Source organism: Agromyces ramosus, assembly GCF_004216665.1.
Classification (GTDB): domain Bacteria; phylum Actinomycetota; class Actinomycetes; order Actinomycetales; family Microbacteriaceae; genus Agromyces; species Agromyces ramosus.
In genome coordinates this window covers 870,006-885,932 of the sequence record NZ_SGWY01000003.1, presented here as the reverse complement: position 1 = coordinate 885,932, position 15,927 = coordinate 870,006, and the positions used below count along the sequence as shown (strand labels likewise).

Here is a 15,927-nt window from a genome sequence, read left to right as displayed (position 1 = left end):
ACGCCGGCAGCCCGCCGACCCTTGCGCGCCGGCGGGGCGCGTGGTCTCATGCTCGCGTGGGCGACGAGACGACGCGCGCCGCGATCGAGGCCGTGTGGCGACTCGAGTCGACGCGGCTCATCGGCGCGCTCGTGCGGATCGTGCGCGACGTGGCGCTCGCCGAGGACCTCGCGCAGGACGCGGTCGTGGCCGCGCTCGCGCAGTGGCCCGCCTCGGGGATCCCCGACAATCCCGGTGCCTGGCTCATGACCACGGCGAAGCGCCGGGCGGTCGACGCGTTCCGCCGTCGGGCGCGGCAGGACGTGGCCGCCGCGGCGCTCGCGCGTGAGCTGTCCGAGGCCTTCGACGAGGATCCCGGCGCCGGTCTCGACCACGTCGAGGACGACGTGCTGCGCCTCATGTTCATCTGCTGCCACCCGGCCCTCACCCCCGAGGCGCAGACCACCCTGACGCTGAAGCTCGTCGCCGGACTCTCGACCCGGGAGATCGCCCGCGCCTACCTCGCGCCCGAGGCGACGATCGCCCAGCGCGTCTCGCGCGCCAAGCGCACCCTCGCCGAGGCCGGTGCCGCACTCGAGGAGCCGTCCGGTGCCGAGCGGGCCGAGCGCCTCACGACGGTGCTCGGGGTCGTGTACCTGCTCTTCAACGAGGGCTACTCGGCCACCGAGGGCGACGACTGGATGCGCCCGGCGCTCTGCGACGAGGCCGTGCGCATCGGGCGGATCCTCACCGCCCTCGTGCCCGACGACCCCGAGGTGCACGGACTCTCCGCGCTGATGGAGCTGCAGTCGTCGCGGCTGGCCGCTCGTGCCGACGGCGACGGCGAGCCCGTCCTGCTCGATGCACAGGACCGGAAGCGGTGGGATGCCGCGCGCATCCGCCGTGGCCTCGCCGCCCTCACGCGCGCCGACGAGCTCGTCGCCGGTGCCCGTGCCGGTGCCGGCCCGTCCGGCGGACGCGGATCGTACGTGCTGCAGGCGGCGATCGCCGCGGAGCACGCGCGTGCGGCATCCGTCGACGCGACCGACTGGAACCGCATCGCCGACCTCTACGCGCAGCTCGGCCGCCGCACCGGCTCACCCGTCGTCGAGCTCAACCGCGCGGTCGCCCTCGGACGGGCGCAGGGCCCCGCGGCCGGCCTCGCCCTCCTCGACCAGCTCGAGGGCGTGTCCGCGTTGGACGGCTACCACCTGGTGCCGAGCGTGCGCGGCGACCTCTACGAGCAGCTCGGACGCGGGCACGAGGCGGCCGCCGAGTTCGAGCGCGCCGCGGCCATGACGTCGAACGCGCGGGAGCGCGCGCTCCTGCTCCGGCGCGCCGAGGCGGCCCGGCGCGCGGGCTGAGTGAGGTGGAGGGTCAGAGCGGCTTGTGCAGGTGCATCGCGTCGGTGACGTAGCCGAGGCGAGCGTAGAGGCGGATCGCGGGGTCGTTGTCGGCGAACACGTTGAGTCGGAGCCTGGTCGCGCCCTGCGAGCGGGCGATGTCCTCGGCGAGCCGCATCGTCGCCTCCCCGATGCCGCGCCCGCGGAAGGCCTCATGCACTGCCACGTCCCACACGTACCAGTTCGACGGGTCCTCCATCGGCCCGATCCAGAGCCAGCCGGCGTCCTCGCCGTCGGCCATGATCGTGAACAGGAGCTGCCCGTCGACGAGACGCCCGTCGGGGAAGAAGCGCTCCTCCGAGGCGCGCCGGCCGGCCGCCGCCTGTTCGGCGGTGTCGCCGGCCCGCGCCCTCGCCTCCTCGTAGGCCGCCATGGCCACGGGCAGCCAGTCGGCGGTCTCCTCGGGGGTCTTGGGCACGAGTCGGATGTCGGGCGTCGCCATCCGCCCATGGTGCCATGTCGTCATCATCGCCGACAACGTTGAACCGATCGGTTCAGTGTTGTAGGCTTCGGGCATGGCCACCGGCGCACCCGAATCCGTCGACGAGTACGTCGCCTCCTTCCCGCCCGAGATCCGCGACGTGCTCGAGCGGGTGCGTGCCGCGATCCACGCCGGCGTGCCCGACGGCGAGGAGAAGGTGCGGTACGGCATGGGCGCGGTGATGCTGGGGGGCCGGTACGCGATCCACTTCGCCGGGTGGAAGCACCATGTCGGCCTGTACCCCGTGCCGGCCTTCGACGACCCGCTCGAGCGGGAGGTCGCGCCGTACCGGTCGAAGAAGGACACGGTCAACTTCCCGTACTCGAGACCCGTGCCGTTCGACCTCATCACCCGCATGGCCGAGGAGATCGTGCGGCTTCGCGGAGCCTCCTCAGGCGAGGCCTGAGTCGCGGTCCACGCTCCCCGCGGTCGCGACGGGCGCTGGCCGCCGTGCGCGAAGATGGGACGATGACGAGAACGGTGCAGGGCGCGCAGGTGCTCATCACGGGTGCGGCTGGCGGCATGGGCCGGATGTACGCGGAGCGGGCGGTCGCCGAGGGCGCGGCATCCGTGACCCTCTGGGACCGTGATGCGGCGGCCCTGTCGCGCACCGCCGACGAGCTCGGCGCGCGCTCGCGGGGCCGCACCGGCATCCGGTCGTACGTGGTCGACGTGGGCGACCTCGGCGCCATCGCCAAGACCGCCCAGCGCGTGCGGCGCGAGGTCGGCAACCCCGACGTGCTCATCAACAACGCGGGCATCGTGCGGGGCAACCGCTACTTCTGGGAGACCGACAACGGCGAGGACACCCGACCGACCATGCAGGTGAACGCGCTGGCTCCCATGTACATCACGCGCGAGTTCATCCCGGGGATGATCGCGAACGCCTACCGGCCGTCCCGGATCGTGAACATCGCATCGGCCGCCGGCACTCTGGCGAACCCGCGCATGGCGGTGTACGCCGCGTCCAAGGCCGCCCTCATCGGATGGAGCGACTCCCTGCGGCTCGAACTCGAGCAGGCCGACCACACGAACGTGAAGGTCACGACCGTGACGCCGAGCTACATCTCGACCGGGATGTTCACGGGTGCGAGGGGCCCGGCCCTCGCGCCGGTGCTCGAGCCCGAGTACGTGGTGGACCGGGTGTGGCGGGCGATGCTCGCCGGCGCGCCGCTCGTCGAGCTGCCGTGGAGCGTCGGCCTGTCACGGGCGCTTCGCGGAATCCTGCCGACCCGGCTGTTCGACCGGATCGTGGGCGACGGCTTCGGCGTCTACCGCTCGATGGAGCGGTTCACCGGCCGCGGCTGAACGCGAACGCGCACCGCGCGCGGGCGCATCCGCTGCGCGACGACGCCGAGGAGCATCGGCACGGCGAGGCCGGCCGCTGCGATCGCGATCAGGAGTTCCGTGGTCATCCCGCGACCATAGCCCCGCAAGCTGGACGCCCGCCGCGAATCCGCCGGTCAGAGGCCGCGCTCGCCGAGCCAGTCGAGCAGCGTGCGGAGGAACTCGTCGCGCCGCTCCACCGTGGGCAGGTGCGCCGCATCCGCGAAGGAGTATCCCCTCGCGTCGGGCAGCACCTCGAGCAGGTGCTCCGCGTGCCACCGCGTCGAACCGACGTCGTGTTCGCCGACCATCACGAGCACGGGGCATCGGATGTCGCCGAGCCGCTCGAACGCCGGTGGCTCGAGCGGCACGATCGTGCCGTCGTCGGCCGCGTGCGCGATGTTCGGCTCGTTCAGCTCGTGGGCCCTGCGGACGAAGTGCGGATCCAGCTCGTGCTCGAGCCGCAGGGGCCCGGTCGCCCACAAGGTGGTCTCCGAGCGGACGAGCCGCCGGGCGTCGACCGCCGGGTCGAGCCGCTCGAGCTCGTCGAAGCGGCGAGCCTCCTCGTCGGATCGGGGCAGCTCCGGCGACCCGCTCGGCTCGGCGCCGATCGCCACGAGGCCCGAGATCCGGTCGGGCGCAGCGAGTGCCGCATCGAGCGCGATCCTGCCGCCACGGCTCGCTCCGACCAGGGTCGCGCGCTCGACGCCGAGGTGGTCGAGCACGGCGAGGGCATCCGCGTGGTTCGAGAACGGCACCCCGGGGTCGTGGCGGGTGGCCCCGAAGCCACGGGGGTCGTACCGCACGACCAGGTGGTCGGCGGCGAGGGCCTCGACCTGCGCGTCCCACATGCGAAGCGTGGCGATGCCGGCGGGAATGAGGAGCAGTGCGGGCGCCGACGCGCGCCCGTCGGACTCGTAGAAGAGCTCGGCTCCGGGCACGGCGAGGGAAGGCATGGTTGAGAGCCTATGCACGGATGCCGCACGGCGGGCGCACGGCGGGCACACGACCTCAGTCGTCGCCGCCGTCCTTGCCCTTGTCGTCGTTGCCGTTGTTGTTGCCCTTGCCCTTGTTGTCGCTGTTCCCGGGATCGTCGCCGCCGTCGTCGTCGGCCGGCGCGGTGGTCGGTTCGGGCGCGGGAGCCGGTTCGGGCGTCGGCGTCGCCGGGGCGTCGGCGGCCTCGAGGTCGGCCCGGACGAGGTCCATGGCGGCCCGGATCTCCGCTTCGCGCGCCGCGTCGATCGTGCCGTTCTCGGACGCGCTCGTGACGTCGCGGTCGAGCAGCGCCAGTTCGGCGAGCGCGCCGGCGTAGTCGCCCGCCGCGGCGCGTTCGGCGATCTGCACGACCGAGGCGTGCATGGCCGCAGACGTGCCCTCGCTCGAGGCGCCGCACGCCGAGAGACCGAACGTGAGGGCCACGGCGACGGCCGCCGCCGGGAGGATGGCACGCCGAGCGCGCCGCTGTCGCGTCATCCGCCGCTCACCGCCTCGTCGAGTTGTTCGAGGTGCACCCCGAGATCGCCCGGCACGCTCGGCAGCGGCTCGGGCGTCGTGTTCGTCGCGGGCGTCGAGAGCGCGGACTGCAGCAGCGTGAACACCACCACGCCGATCGTCACGAGCAGCGCGATCGCGATCGTCGGGCGCACCCAGCGGCGCTCCCCGTCGGCCGAGCGCTCCCGTTCGCGGGCCCGGGCGCGTCCCTCGGGCTGCTGGCTCGCCGCCACCGGAGCGGCGAAGAACGAGCGGTCGGGCGCCGGGAGCACCCTCGTGGCCGCAGTCTCGACGGGGGCGGCCGCCTCGGGTGCCGCGCCGTCGGCGGTGGCCGGGGCGACGGATGCCGCGTGCCCGTCGACGGCCATGGTGGGCGCCGCCGCGACGTCGGCGATCGCGATCGTCGGTGCGGTGGCCGGTCGCGCACCATCGGTCCCGCGGTCGAGCTGCCCGGCGGCGACCGCGACGTCGAGGGCGGACGGGCGGTCGGCGGCCTCGCGCGCCGTCATCGCGCGGAGGAGCGCCACCCAGTCGGTGCCGAGGGACTCGGGGATGTCGGGATCGCGCACCAGCCGCGCGCTCGCCGCCTCGGCCGCCGGGCCCGGGAACGGGGTCTCGCCGGTGCGCGACTCGAGCACCAGGAGGCCGAGGGCGTACACGTCGGCGGCCGGGGTGGGCGGGCGACCGGTGACCTGCTCGGGGCTGAGGTAGCCGGGCGTGCCCACCAGGAGACCCGCGCGGGTGATCCGGGCGTCGTCGATGAGGCGGGCGATGCCGAAGTCGGCGAGCTTCGCGTTCCACGTGCGGGAGGGCAGGTGGGCGGGCTCCAGGAGCACGTTCGCGGGCTTCACGTCGCGGTGCACGATGCCGCGTTCGTGGATCACGTGGAGCGCCTCCGCGACGTCGGCGAGCATGTCGGCGGCATCCGCGGGTCCGAGCGCGCCGAGGCGCAGGGTCTCGCGCAGGTCGCGCCCCTCGACGAGCTCCATCACGAGGAATTCGCGGTCGGTCGCCGGGTCGCGGGACGCGTCGTAGAGCCGCACGAGGGCGCGGTGCGACAGGCTGGCGAGCAGGGCCGTCTCGGACCTGCGCCGCTCGGCGTCGTCGATGCCCTCCGCCGCCTCGGCGAACACCTTCACCGCGACGGGGCGTCCCAGCGCGAGGTCGACGCCCCGGTAGACGCTCGCCATCCCGCCGCGGCCGATGAGGCCGTCGAGGCGGTAGCGGTCGTCGAGGGTGGCTCCGGCGAAGGAGTCACGCGACACGCTGTTGGGGGACGTGGTCACCTGAACGAGGGTAGTCGCCCCACCTGAACGGAGCCCGTTCACCGTGACCGGGTTGGCCCGAGACGCCTCGTCTGGTAGGGGGCCGCGGAGTCAGCCGAAGATCATCGGCAGGTCGTCGTCGGCCTTCGCCAGGGCGAGGTCGACGAGCACCGGCACGTGATCGGACGGCGCGTTGCCCTTGCGCTCGTTGCGGTGGATCGAGGCATCCGTGACCGCGGCGGCGAACGGGGCCGACCCGAGGATGAAGTCGATGCGCATGCCCTCGTTGCGCGGGAACCGCAGCTGCTTGTAGTCCCAGTACGTGAACAGGCCCTCGGGCACGCGGGCGCGGACGACGTCGGTGACCCCCGAGCGCTCGAGCGTGAAGAACGCCTCGCGCTCGGGCGGGGAGACGTGGGTGGTCTGCCCGACGACGACCGTGGGGTCGCCGTTGTCGTGGTCGAACGGCGCGATGTTGAAGTCGCCCATGAGCGCGAACGGGACCTCGGGATGATCGGTGGTCTGCGCGCGCGTGTACTCGGCGAGCGCGGCGAGCCAGTCGAGCTTGTAGAAGTAGTGGGGGTCGCCCAGCGCCCGACCGTTGGGCACGTAGAGGCTCCACAGGCGCACGCCGTCGACGGTGGCGCCGATGGCCCGGGCCTCCTGCGGCTGGTCGGGGCCCTCCACGCCCTTCAGGAATCCGGGCATGCCGGGGAAGCTCGTCTCGACCGACTCGATCGGCGAGCGGCTCGCGATGGCGACGCCGTTCCACTGGTTGAAGCCGTGCAGCGCGAGCTCGTAGCCCGCGTCTTCGAACGGCGCCGCGGGGAACTGCTCGGGCTTGCACTTGATCTCCTGCATCGCGAGCACGTCGACGTCTTCGCGCACCATCCAGTCGACGACACGGTCGACGCGGGTGCGGATCGAGTTGACGTTCCAGGTGGCGAAGCGCATGCGCCAAGCCTAGGGCTGGGTCCCGACACCCTCCTGCTCCTCGCGCGACTGCGCCTCGACGACCACCGCGTCGTCGCCGTCCTTCGCCTCCTGCACCCTGGGCAGCACGATCCAGAGCAGCACCACGATGATCGCGCCGATCACGAGCGCGGTCACCCCCGCCGCACGGGACACGGCGAAGTCGAAGATCAGGCTGGTCACCCCGATCACGAGCAGTGCCACCACCACGAGGTGGGCGATGAGCAGCCGGTTCCCCGTGCGCACCACCCGCTCCTTCACCTGGTGCCGGAAGAGGGTGCGGTGCAGGGTGACCGGCGCGAGGCCGACCACCGTGGCGAGGCCCGCGAGCGCGACGAGCACGAGGTAGAGGACGAGCTGGTACGCGTCGAGTTCCTCGAACCTCGACTGGAAGGCCACCGCGAGCAGGAAGCCGCCGATCAGCTGCGTGCCGGTGAGCGCGACGCGCAACTCCTGGAGGATGTCGTTCCAGTTGCGGTCGCTGCGCTCGTTGGGCGTTTCGTCGCGCCCGTCGGCGGGGTCGACATCGTGGTGGAGGGTGCGGGGGTGTGCGTCGGTCGTGTCGGCGGCGGCGGGACGCGGCTCATCGACGAGGGGCGGATCGGCGTCGGGGCCGTTCGGTCCGGCGTGGCGGGCGTTCATGTTCGATCGTAGGCACGGGCGGGGGCCGGCGGCCAAGGCCTTGCGTCCGGAGGCTCGATGGGGCAGCGCCCGGCGCGGCGCCCTCAGGCGGCCGACGAGCCGGGCACGCCCGAGGCGGTGAGCGCCGCCCCGCCGACGAACACCCCGATGACGAGCACGATGCCGACGATCGGGATCCAGAACGCGATGCGCCTCAGCACGAGCACGATGACGGCGGCGATGAGCGCGAGCAGGCCCACGGCGAGCGGTCCGATCATGGCGATGATCATGCCGGTGCCCATGCGGTCGTAGTCGCAGGTGATGCCGGATCCGCACGAGTCGCCCGCGAAGGCGAGGAAGAACGACAGGAACGACGCGAGCAGCGTCACGCCGATCATGACCACGAGCAGCACGATCGTCAGGATCAGGTCCCACATGATCAGGGGTCGCTTCGCCGGCGGCGCGGCGGCCGACGCATACGCCGGCTCGACGGGGCCATACGGGCCGTACGAAGTCTGCGAGCCGTCCTGGGCGCCGGGAGTCGCCATCGGAGCCGCGGGGCCGTACGTCGGTGCGGCCGGTGCCGCCGGCCCGTCGGCGCCCCCGACCGGCGGCGCGGGCGGTCGCATCGGGTCGGGCGTGCCGGACGCCTCGGACATCTGATCCCCCGATCTGCGGCGCGCAGGACGCGCCATGGCCGAATTCTGGCAGCGACGCCGTCGCTCCTGCAAGGATCGAGGCAGGACCGAGGGATGCGGGGTGGCCGTGAAGTTCAGCATCGAAGGCGTCGAGGGCCTGCCCGAGATCGTACGGGGCGACGACCTCGCCGCGCTGATCGCGGGCGCGACGGAGCTCGCCGACGGCGACATCCTGGTCGTGACCTCGAAGATCGTGTCGAAGTCGGAGGGCCGCATCGTGCAGGCCGATGACCGCGAGGCCGCGATCACGGCCGAGACGGTGCGCGTCGTCGCGACCCGCGAGCACGAGGGCGGCATCACCCGCATCGTCGAGAACCGCCAGGGCATCATCGGCGCGGCCGCCGGCGTCGACGCCTCCAACGCGCCGCACGGCACCGTCCTGCTGCTGCCGGTCGATCCGGATGCCTCGGCCAGGGCGCTCGCCACCGGCCTCCGTGCCCTCACCGGGGCCGTCGTGGGGGTGATCCTCTCGGACACGCTCGGCCGGCCCTGGCGCGAGGGACAGACCGACCTCGCCATCGGCGCGGCGGGCGTGCACGTGTTCGACGACCTCCGCGGGTCGTCGGATGCCTCCGGCAAGCCCCTCGCGGTGACGATGCCGTGCGTGGCCGACGAGCTCGCCGGCGCGGCCGAGCTCGTCAAGGGCAAGTCGACGGGCGTGCCCGTGGCCGTCGTGCGCGGCCTCGGACGCTACGTCGGCGACCTCGACCTCCCCGGCGCCCGCAGCATCCAGCGACCCGCGGAGCGCGACCTGTTCCGGATCGGCGCCGACGAGGCGTACAACGAGGGCTATCGGGACGGCTTCGACGAGTCGCAGGCCGAAGGTCCGCTCGGCTCGGAATGACACCCGCCCCGCGACGGGGGAGGATGGTGGGGTGTCTGCGCACATCGGCTACGCCGCGATGCTCGAGCGGTTCCCGCCCGCCGAGGCGGTGGCGCTCGCCGCGCTCGCCGAGTCGCACGGCTTCCGCGGCGTCATGGCGACCGACCACTTCCAGCCGTGGGTGCCCGCCCAGGGGGAGTCGTCGTTCGTCTGGAGCGTGCTCGCGGCGATCGGCGAGCGCACGACGGGCGACCTCGGCCCGGGCGTGACGACACCGACGTTCCGGATGCATCCGGCCGTCGTCGCCCAGGCGAGCGCGACGCTCGGTGCGCTGTACCCCGGTCGCCACTGGCTCGGCATCGGCTCTGGGGAGGCGCTGAACGAACACGTCGTCGGGCAGTACTGGCCCGAGGCGCCCGAGCGCATCAATCGCATGTTCGAGGCCGTCGACGTGATCCGTCGGCTCTTCGCCGGGTCGATCGCCGGACGCGACGTGCGCCATGCGGGGCCTCACTTCAAGCTCGAGTCGACCCGCCTGTGGACGATGCCCGAGGTCGCCCCTGAGATCCTGGTCGCGGCGTCCGGGCCCGTGACCGCGCGCCGTGCCGGCCGGAGCGTCGACGGCTTCATCACCACCGGCGGCCCCACCGACCGGCTCGCGCCGCTGCTGCAGCGATTCACCGAGGGCGCGCGTGAGGCCGGCCGCAACGCGGCGACCATGCCGAAGGTGCTGCAGCTGCACCTCTCGTGGGCGCCCACCGACGAGCAGGCGATGCGCAACGCGCTCGTCGAGTGGCCGAACGGGGGGATGCGATTCCCGCGCAGCGACATCCGATCGCCCTACGAGTTCGACCAGCTCGCCCGCACGGTGCGTCCAGAGGACTTCGCGGGTCGGATGGTCGTCTCGTCCGACCCCGACGTGCATCGCGCCGACATCCAGCGGCTGCTCGACCTCGGGTTCGACCGCATCTACCTGCACAACGTGGGGCGCAACCAGGCCGAGTTCCTCGACGTGTTCGGCCGGGACGTGCTGCCCGGGCTGCGCGCATGAGGACGACGCGCGCGTCGGGTGCCGCCGGAGCGAGCGTTCTGCGGGGGAGGTCGTGACGCCGATGCCTCCGGCGCGGGAACCGCGCTCCCCGGCGGCGTGGACCGTCGTGATCCCAGTGAAGGGAGCACCCGCCGCGAAGAGCCGGCTCGCGCCCGCCGTGCCCCACGACGCCCGCGCGGTGCTCGCGCGGGCCTTCGCCCTGGACACGATCGCCGCCGCGGTCGGCACGCGATCGGTCGGGCGGGTGCTCGTGGTGGGCGACGACCCGTCGCTCGCCGGCGACGCCGAGTTCGTGCCCGAGCCCGGAGGTGAGGGCGTCGAGCACGGGCTGCTGCCCGCCATCCGCCACGGCATCGCGCGCGCCCGCGCCGACGCGCCGGGCGCGGTCGCGGTGCTGCTCGGCGACCTGCCCGCGCTGCGCTCCGAGGAGCTCGAGGCGGCGCTCGCGGCGGCCGCGCGGCATCCGCTCGCCTTCGTGCGCGACGCCGACGGCACCGGCTCCACGCTCGCGACCGCGTCGCCGGGGGTGCCGTTCGAGCCGCGCTTCGGCCGGGAGTCAGCTGCGCTCCACGCGGCGGCCGGGTTCGTCGAGCTCGCGGCATCCGACCTGCCCGGCCTCACGCGCGACGTCGACACGGTCGACGGCCTCGAAACCGTGCTGCACCATGGAGTCGGCGACCACACCGCCGAAGCCGTGGCCCGGCTCGCCGATCGAAAGGGAACACCATGACGCTCACACTCGGATACAAGGCCTCGGCCGAGCAGTTCGCCCCGCGCGAGCTCGTCGAGATCGCCGTCGCGGCCGAAGGGCACGGCATGGAGTCGGTCTGGACGAGCGACCACTTCCAACCGTGGCGTCACGCGGGCGGCCATGCCCCGTTCTCCTTGGCGTGGATGGCCGCGGTCGGCGAACGCACCTCGACGGTGAGGATCGGCACGAGCGTGATGACCCCGACGTTCCGGTACAACCCCGCCGTGCTCGCCCAGGCGTTCGCGAGCCTCGGATGCCTCTACCCCGACCGGGTCATCGCGGGGTTCGGCACGGGCGAGGCGCTCAACGAGATCGCCACCGGGTTCCGCGGCGCCGGCGAGCAGGACTGGCCCGAATTCCGGGAGCGCTTCGCGCGCCTGCGCGAGTCGGTGCGGTTGATGCGGGAGCTCTGGCGCGGCGACCGGGTGAGCTTCGAGGGCGAGTACTACTCCACGCACGACGCGTCGATCTACGACGTGCCCGAGGGCGGCGTGCCGGTGTACATCGCCGCCGGCGGCCCGACGGTCGCGAAGTACGCGGGCCGCGCGGGCGACGGGTTCATCTGCACGTCGGGCAAGGGCGCCGAGCTCTACGTCGACCAGCTGATCCCCGCGGTGAAGGAGGGCGTCGAGGCGGGCGGGCGATCCTACGACGACCTCGACCGGATGATCGAGATCAAGCTGTCGTACGAGGAGACCCAGGAGGCGGCGCTCGAGAACACGCGCTTCTGGTCGCCGCTCTCGCTCTCGAAGGAGCAGAAGCACGACATCACCGATCCGGTCGAGATGGAGCGGGCGGCGGATGCGCTGCCGATCGAGCAGATCGCGAAGCGCTGGATCGTGGGCACCGACCCCGACGAGGTCGTGGCGCAGATCGGGCAGTACGTGGACTGGGGCTTCAACCACCTCGTCTTCCACGCGCCCGGGCATGACCAGCGCCGCTTCCTGGACCTCTTCGAGCGAGACCTGGCGCCGAGGCTGCGGGCGCGCTAGCTGTGCTGCCCAGGCAGCACAGCTAGCGCGCCTCGGCAGCCCAGACCGGCGGGGTGGGTCCTCCTGCCGGACCGACCCACCCCACCGGGGCTCAGTCGCCGGGGCTCAGTCGGCCGGGGTCAGTCGGCCGGGTCGACCACCAGGCCGGTTCCACCGCCGCGCCGCACCGGCTCGGCCGCCGCGGTCATGAGCCCGCCGGCGTCGACCTCGATGGCGGCCACGGCGCCGATCTCGGCCGTCGTGGTGAACGTGTGCCCGTACGGCGTGAGCAGGGCTTCGTAGGCGGCGCGGAATGCCGGCTCGGCCGCCACGGCCGCCGTGTTGCGCTGCGAGGCGCGAGGCGCCGCCACCGCCTCGGGCAGCGTCATGCCGAGGTCGATGCGGTTCATGAGCACCTGCGTCACCGTCGTGATGATCATCGACCCGCCGGGCGAGCCGACCACGTACCGCACCTCGCCCTCGTCGAGCACGATCGTGGGCGACATCGACGAACGCGGACGCTTGCCGGGCTCGACGATGTTCGGGTCGGTGGGGTTGGGCACGAAGCTGAAGTCGGTGAGCTCGTTGTTCAGCAGGAAGCCTCGATCGGGCACCGTCATGCCCGACCCGCCGGTCGACTCGATCGTGAGCGTGTACGCGACCGCGTTGCCCCACTGGTCGACGACCGACAGGTGCGTCGTCGAGACGCCCTCGGTGTCGGCCGGCCCCTCGAGGGCCGCCACGGCGCAGCCGGCTGCGTTGAGCGGGGCCGGCGGCACCGGCTTGACCGACGCGACGTCGGGGTCGATCACGCACGCCCGGGCGTCGGCGAAGTCCTGGCTGAGCAGCGTCTCCGTCGGTACGTCCACGAACGCCGGGTCGCCGACGTACGCATTGCGGTCGGCGAAGGCGTGGGCGGTCGCCTCGAAGTAGAGGTGCAGGGCCTGCGGCACGTCCTCGGCCGACAGGTCGAAGTTCTCGAGGATGTTCAGCGACTCGCCGACCGTGGTGCCGCCCGACGACGACGGCGCCATGCCGTAGACGTCGAGGCCGCGGTACTCGATGCGCGTCGGATCCCGCTCGATCACCTCGTAGCCGGCGATGTCGTCGGCGGTCATGTACCCGGGGAACGCGGGCAGCGTCGCCCCGGGCGTCGTGTCGGGATCCTGCACGATCTCGGCGATCTCGTCGGCGATCGGACCCTCGTAGAACACGTCGGTGCCCTTCAGGGCGATCTGCCGCAGCGTCATCGCGAGGTCGAGGTTCTTGAAGATCGATCCGACCTTCGGTGCGTCGCCGTTCGGGAGGAAGAGCTCGGCGGTGTCGGGGAACTGCGCGAAGCGCGCGGCGTTGGAGAGCGTCTGGTCGCGGAAGGTCTGGTCGACCGTGAACCCCCTCGTCGCCAGGAGGATGGCGGGCTGCAGGGAGTCACGGAGCGTCGCAGTGCCGAATCGGTCGAGCGCCGCCTCCCAGGTCGCGAGCGTGCCCGGCACGCCGACCGAGAGTCCGGATGACACGGCGTCGGCGAACGGGTACCCGACACCGAACGGCGCCGTGTCCGAGACGCTCCCCGGGATCACGAAGGCGTCGCTCGGCATCGCCGCCGGTGCCGTCTCGCGTCCGTCGATCGTGGTGACCTCGCCGCTCGCGGCGTCGAAGTACACGAAGTAGCCGCCGCCGCCGATGCCAGAGCTGTAGGGCTCGGTCACGCCGAGCGCCGCCGCGGTGGCGACCGCGGCATCCACGGCGTTGCCGCCGTCGCGCAGCACCTCGAGGCCGATGGCGCTGGCGGACGCGTCGACCGAGGAGACGGCACCGCCGTACCCGGTCGACGTGGAGGGAGCCGGTGGAGTCGGGCGCCCGGTGCCGACCGCCGCGGCGCTCGGCTCGGCGACGGGAGCGGCGGAGGCCGGCGCGCCGACGCCGACGATCCCGAGAGCGAAGGCGGCCGCGACCGCGATGCCCGCGCGTTGGACGGTGATGCGGTGGTCGTCGTTGACCATGGGAATCCCCCCGAAGTGGTGACACAGCCGGATGCCCTCACGGTAGCCCCCTGCGGGCTCCGTCGGCAACGGTGCGTCGGCTCGCGCCGGCGAGTCGACGCCGCGGGAGCGTCATCCGGGGCGGATCGATCTTCGGCCGGAGGCCCCTCAGCTCGCGGCGGCGCGGTAGCCCTCGGTGACCTCGTCCTTGTGCGCGGCGAACGCGGCCAGGACCTCGCCCTTCTCCTGTTCGGGCACTCCGACGACGTCGAGCGTGCGGCCGAGCTCGGCCGCGACCTCGTCGAACTCCTCGGGCGAGATCCGGAAGCGGCGATGCGCCTCCTCGAGCCCGAGGGCCGTGCTCCCGGGCTCGGTGGCCGTGTACTGGAACGGCCCGCCGGCCACGTTGCACACCCACAGCGTGCGCATGAACTTCAGGCCGGGAAGCCTGCCGAGGTTCCGGGTGTGCCACTCCCGGAGGGCGGGGTTCTCCGACCGCCGGCCGACGATCGGATTCTCCACCACGGCGTCGCTGAAGTGGTCGACGACGGCGGCGATGGCGAAGACGCCGCCGAGGCGTTCGTAGAGGCTCTGCTCCGACATGGCTGGCACCTCGATCTCCATTGCCTGAACCGGCCGCACCGTCCACTGGGACGGCCATTTTCTATAGTCAGGATTCATTGGTTATACAACGGCCACCGCTCGGCGTCAATGGTCGTCGGGACGGCGGACCGTCCGGTCATCGGCCGGTGTTCCCGGTCGCCGGCCGACCCTTCGACGGCGGGGTTGATCCTGTGTGTTCCCCACGGATCAGGCACCGGATGCCGCGACCGGCGTACCCTGAGACCATGCCTGCCCAGGGCGCAGCGGCGTCGCGTCGATTCAGCCGCTGGATCCCCGCCATCGCCGCGCCGATCGCGATCGGCGTGGCCGTCGTGCTCGTGCCGATGCAGGCGAACGCCGCCGTCGACCTGCCCGACCTGACGCCAGAGGAGCTCCTCGAGCTCGCGGCGTCGAGCGACGTCGAGGCCCTGTCGGGAACCGTCGAGCAGACGTCGGAGCTCGGACTTCCCGACCTGTCGGGGCTCACCGGCGGCATGGGCGGCGCGTCCGGCGGCGACGACGACGAGGGGAGCGACGCCGGGGCCTCCGGCGCCGACCTCGACGACCTGATGTCGCTCGTGACCGGGAACCACACCGCGAAGGTGTACGTCGACGGCGGGGACAAGCGCCTGCAGGTGCTCGACCGCCTCGGGGAGCGCGACGTGTACATCACCGACGGCGGCGCCTGGATCTGGGACTCGCGCGAGCAGACGGCCACCCACGTGACGGTCGACCGAGCTGCGCTCGAGGCGCTGGAGGCCGAGGCCGAGGCGCACGCCGACGAGGCGCGCGAGCGACTCGAGGCCGAACTCGACGGCCCCCTGCCGACGCCCGATGAGGTGCTCGACGAGGCGCTGGCGAAGCTCGACGAGTCCACCGAGGTGTCGGTCGGCACCGACGCGCGCGTGGCCGGGCGAGAGGTGTACGAGCTCGTGCTCGTGCCCCGCGACGACGACACGCTCGTCGGCGAGGTGTCGGTCGCGATCGACGGCGACACCGGCGTTCCGCTCGCGGCATCCGTCACCGCTGCCGGTGCCGACGAGCCGGCGTTCAGCGTCGCCTTCACCGACGTCTCATTCGCGGCGCCGGATGCCTCGGTGTTCGCGTTCACCCCGCCCGAGGGCGCGGAGGTGACCGAGCACGAGGTGCCGATCCCGACCGTGGCCGAGCTCGAGCAGCTGAAGGCCGAGGCGGAGACCGGCGTCGATGCCGAGGGGACGCCGCGACCGATCGTGCACGGCTCGGGCTGGTCGACCGTCGTGGAGCTCCCGGCGGGCCGGGGCCCGGCCGGGCTCGACGAGGGCGCGGATGCGGCCACCGGCGACCCGGACGCTGCCGAGGGCCTCGGCGACGCCTCGGCGATGCTCGATTCGCTGGCGCAGCGCGTCGACGGCGGACGCCTCATCTCCACCTCGCTCGTCACGGTGCTGTTCACCGACGACGGGCGCGTGCTCGCCGGCGCCGTCACGCCGGAGCACCTCCTCGCCGTCGCCTCGAGCGGTCGCTGACA

The 15,927-nt window shown here is 72.9% G+C and carries 18 protein-coding genes; 8 read left to right on the top strand and 10 right to left on the bottom strand.

Annotation, left to right across the window (positions count from 1 at the left end; genetic code table 11):
- Nucleotides 1-56 precede the first annotated feature (56 nt).
- Nucleotides 57-1,343, top strand: coding sequence for an RNA polymerase sigma factor (locus EV187_RS16125; protein WP_130354035.1), 1,287 nt, complete (start codon nt 57-59; stop codon nt 1,341-1,343).
- 13 nt (nt 1,344-1,356) lie between these two features.
- Here EV187_RS16125 and EV187_RS16120 read toward each other — a convergent pair whose 3' ends face one another.
- Nucleotides 1,357-1,824 (bottom strand): GNAT family N-acetyltransferase, encoded by a 468-nt coding sequence (locus EV187_RS16120; RefSeq protein ID WP_207221862.1) that lies wholly within the window; start codon nt 1,822-1,824, stop codon nt 1,357-1,359.
- 73 nt (nt 1,825-1,897) lie between these two features.
- On the opposite strand from EV187_RS16120, the gene EV187_RS16115 reads away from it, so the two are divergent.
- Both EV187_RS16115 and EV187_RS16110 read left to right on the top strand, forming a co-directional pair.
- Nucleotides 1,898-2,269, top strand: coding sequence for an iron chaperone (locus tag EV187_RS16115; RefSeq protein WP_130354034.1), 372 nt, complete (start codon nt 1,898-1,900; stop codon nt 2,267-2,269).
- A 62-nt stretch (nt 2,270-2,331) separates the two neighbouring features.
- A complete protein-coding gene (locus tag EV187_RS16110) occupies nt 2,332-3,171 on the top strand; it encodes an SDR family oxidoreductase (RefSeq protein ID WP_130354033.1) in 840 nt (279 codons plus the stop codon).
- Here EV187_RS16110 and EV187_RS18430 read toward each other — a convergent pair.
- The 7 genes from EV187_RS18430 to EV187_RS18815 form a co-directional block, all read right to left on the bottom strand.
- A complete protein-coding gene (locus tag EV187_RS18430; protein ID WP_165391231.1) occupies nt 3,135-3,278 on the bottom strand; it encodes a hypothetical protein in 144 nt (47 codons plus the stop codon). The two genes, EV187_RS16110 and EV187_RS18430, sit on opposite strands and share 37 nt — an antisense overlap.
- Nucleotides 3,279-3,326: 48 nt before the next feature.
- A complete protein-coding gene (locus tag EV187_RS16105) occupies nt 3,327-4,145 on the bottom strand; it encodes an alpha/beta fold hydrolase (protein ID WP_130354032.1) in 819 nt (272 codons plus the stop codon).
- Nucleotides 4,146-4,200: 55 nt separating this feature from the next.
- Complete coding sequence (locus tag EV187_RS16100) at nt 4,201-4,662, bottom strand: hypothetical protein (protein ID WP_130354031.1); 462 nt, start codon at nt 4,660-4,662, stop codon at nt 4,201-4,203.
- Nucleotides 4,659-5,966, bottom strand: a complete 1,308-nt coding sequence (locus EV187_RS16095) for a serine/threonine-protein kinase (protein ID WP_130354030.1) — start codon at nt 5,964-5,966, stop codon at nt 4,659-4,661. The genes EV187_RS16100 and EV187_RS16095 overlap by 4 nt, the downstream gene beginning before the upstream one ends.
- Before the next feature lie 90 nt (nt 5,967-6,056).
- Nucleotides 6,057-6,899: an exodeoxyribonuclease III gene (locus tag EV187_RS16090; RefSeq protein WP_130354029.1), complete on the bottom strand. Its 843-nt coding sequence runs from the start codon at nt 6,897-6,899 to the stop codon at nt 6,057-6,059.
- A gap of 9 nt (nt 6,900-6,908) precedes the next feature.
- The gene (locus EV187_RS18615; RefSeq protein WP_207221861.1) at nt 6,909-7,559 is read right to left on the bottom strand and encodes a DUF6328 family protein; all 651 of its coding nucleotides are present in this window, start codon (nt 7,557-7,559) and stop codon (nt 6,909-6,911) included.
- 83 nt (nt 7,560-7,642) lie between these two features.
- Nucleotides 7,643-8,197, bottom strand: coding sequence for a DUF6264 family protein (locus tag EV187_RS18815; RefSeq protein WP_242609640.1), 555 nt, complete (start codon nt 8,195-8,197; stop codon nt 7,643-7,645).
- 100 nt (nt 8,198-8,297) lie between these two features.
- On the opposite strand from EV187_RS18815, the gene cofE reads away from it, so the two are divergent.
- The 4 genes from cofE to fgd all read left to right on the top strand — a co-directional run bounded on the left by cofE (nt 8,298) and on the right by fgd (nt 11,853).
- Entirely contained in the window at nt 8,298-9,080 is a 783-nt protein-coding gene (gene cofE / locus EV187_RS16075; RefSeq protein WP_242609639.1) for a coenzyme F420-0:L-glutamate ligase, read from the top strand.
- A 31-nt stretch (nt 9,081-9,111) separates the two neighbouring features.
- Complete coding sequence (locus tag EV187_RS16070) at nt 9,112-10,110, top strand: TIGR03557 family F420-dependent LLM class oxidoreductase (protein WP_278040007.1); 999 nt, start codon at nt 9,112-9,114, stop codon at nt 10,108-10,110.
- 106 nt (nt 10,111-10,216) lie between these two features.
- Entirely contained in the window at nt 10,217-10,840 is a 624-nt protein-coding gene (gene cofC, locus EV187_RS16065; protein WP_207221860.1) for a 2-phospho-L-lactate guanylyltransferase, read from the top strand.
- Nucleotides 10,837-11,853, top strand: coding sequence for a glucose-6-phosphate dehydrogenase (coenzyme-F420) (gene fgd, locus EV187_RS16060; protein ID WP_130354027.1), 1,017 nt, complete (start codon nt 10,837-10,839; stop codon nt 11,851-11,853). The genes cofC and fgd overlap by 4 nt, the downstream gene beginning before the upstream one ends.
- Before the next feature lie 119 nt (nt 11,854-11,972).
- Here fgd and ggt read toward each other — a convergent pair whose 3' ends face one another.
- Both ggt and EV187_RS16050 read right to left on the bottom strand, forming a co-directional pair.
- The gene (ggt, locus tag EV187_RS16055) at nt 11,973-13,835 is read right to left on the bottom strand and encodes a gamma-glutamyltransferase (protein ID WP_130354026.1); all 1,863 of its coding nucleotides are present in this window, start codon (nt 13,833-13,835) and stop codon (nt 11,973-11,975) included.
- 147 nt (nt 13,836-13,982) lie between these two features.
- The gene (locus EV187_RS16050; protein WP_207221859.1) at nt 13,983-14,417 is read right to left on the bottom strand and encodes a group I truncated hemoglobin; all 435 of its coding nucleotides are present in this window, start codon (nt 14,415-14,417) and stop codon (nt 13,983-13,985) included.
- Between the two features lie 245 nt (nt 14,418-14,662).
- Here EV187_RS16050 and EV187_RS16045 point away from each other — a divergent pair, with 245 nt between their 5' ends.
- A complete protein-coding gene (locus tag EV187_RS16045) occupies nt 14,663-15,925 on the top strand; it encodes a LolA family protein (protein WP_130354024.1) in 1,263 nt (420 codons plus the stop codon).
- Nucleotides 15,926-15,927: the final 2 nt, after the last annotated feature.

Excerpts from the sequence above, each read along its gene's own strand:
- EV187_RS16120 (WP_207221862.1), bottom strand. The coding sequence starts at position 1,824 with ATGGCGACGCCCGACATCCGACTCGTGCCCAAGACCCCCGAGGAGACC.
- EV187_RS16115 (WP_130354034.1), top strand. The coding sequence starts at position 1,898 with ATGGCCACCGGCGCACCCGAATCCGTCGACGAGTACGTCGCCTCCTTC.
- EV187_RS16110 (WP_130354033.1), top strand. The coding sequence starts at position 2,332 with ATGACGAGAACGGTGCAGGGCGCGCAGGTGCTCATCACGGGTGCGGCT.
- EV187_RS18430 (WP_165391231.1), bottom strand. The coding sequence starts at position 3,278 with ATGACCACGGAACTCCTGATCGCGATCGCAGCGGCCGGCCTCGCCGTG.
- EV187_RS16105 (WP_130354032.1), bottom strand. The coding sequence starts at position 4,145 with ATGCCTTCCCTCGCCGTGCCCGGAGCCGAGCTCTTCTACGAGTCCGAC.
- EV187_RS16100 (WP_130354031.1), bottom strand. The coding sequence starts at position 4,662 with ATGACGCGACAGCGGCGCGCTCGGCGTGCCATCCTCCCGGCGGCGGCC.
- EV187_RS16090 (WP_130354029.1), bottom strand. The coding sequence starts at position 6,899 with ATGCGCTTCGCCACCTGGAACGTCAACTCGATCCGCACCCGCGTCGAC.
- EV187_RS18615 (WP_207221861.1), bottom strand. The coding sequence starts at position 7,559 with ATGAACGCCCGCCACGCCGGACCGAACGGCCCCGACGCCGATCCGCCC.
- EV187_RS18815 (WP_242609640.1), bottom strand. The coding sequence starts at position 8,197 with ATGTCCGAGGCGTCCGGCACGCCCGACCCGATGCGACCGCCCGCGCCG.
- fgd (WP_130354027.1), top strand. The coding sequence starts at position 10,837 with ATGACGCTCACACTCGGATACAAGGCCTCGGCCGAGCAGTTCGCCCCG.
- ggt (WP_130354026.1), bottom strand. The coding sequence starts at position 13,835 with ATGGTCAACGACGACCACCGCATCACCGTCCAACGCGCGGGCATCGCG.
- EV187_RS16050 (WP_207221859.1), bottom strand. The coding sequence starts at position 14,417 with ATGTCGGAGCAGAGCCTCTACGAACGCCTCGGCGGCGTCTTCGCCATC.
- EV187_RS16045 (WP_130354024.1), top strand. The coding sequence starts at position 14,663 with ATGCCTGCCCAGGGCGCAGCGGCGTCGCGTCGATTCAGCCGCTGGATC.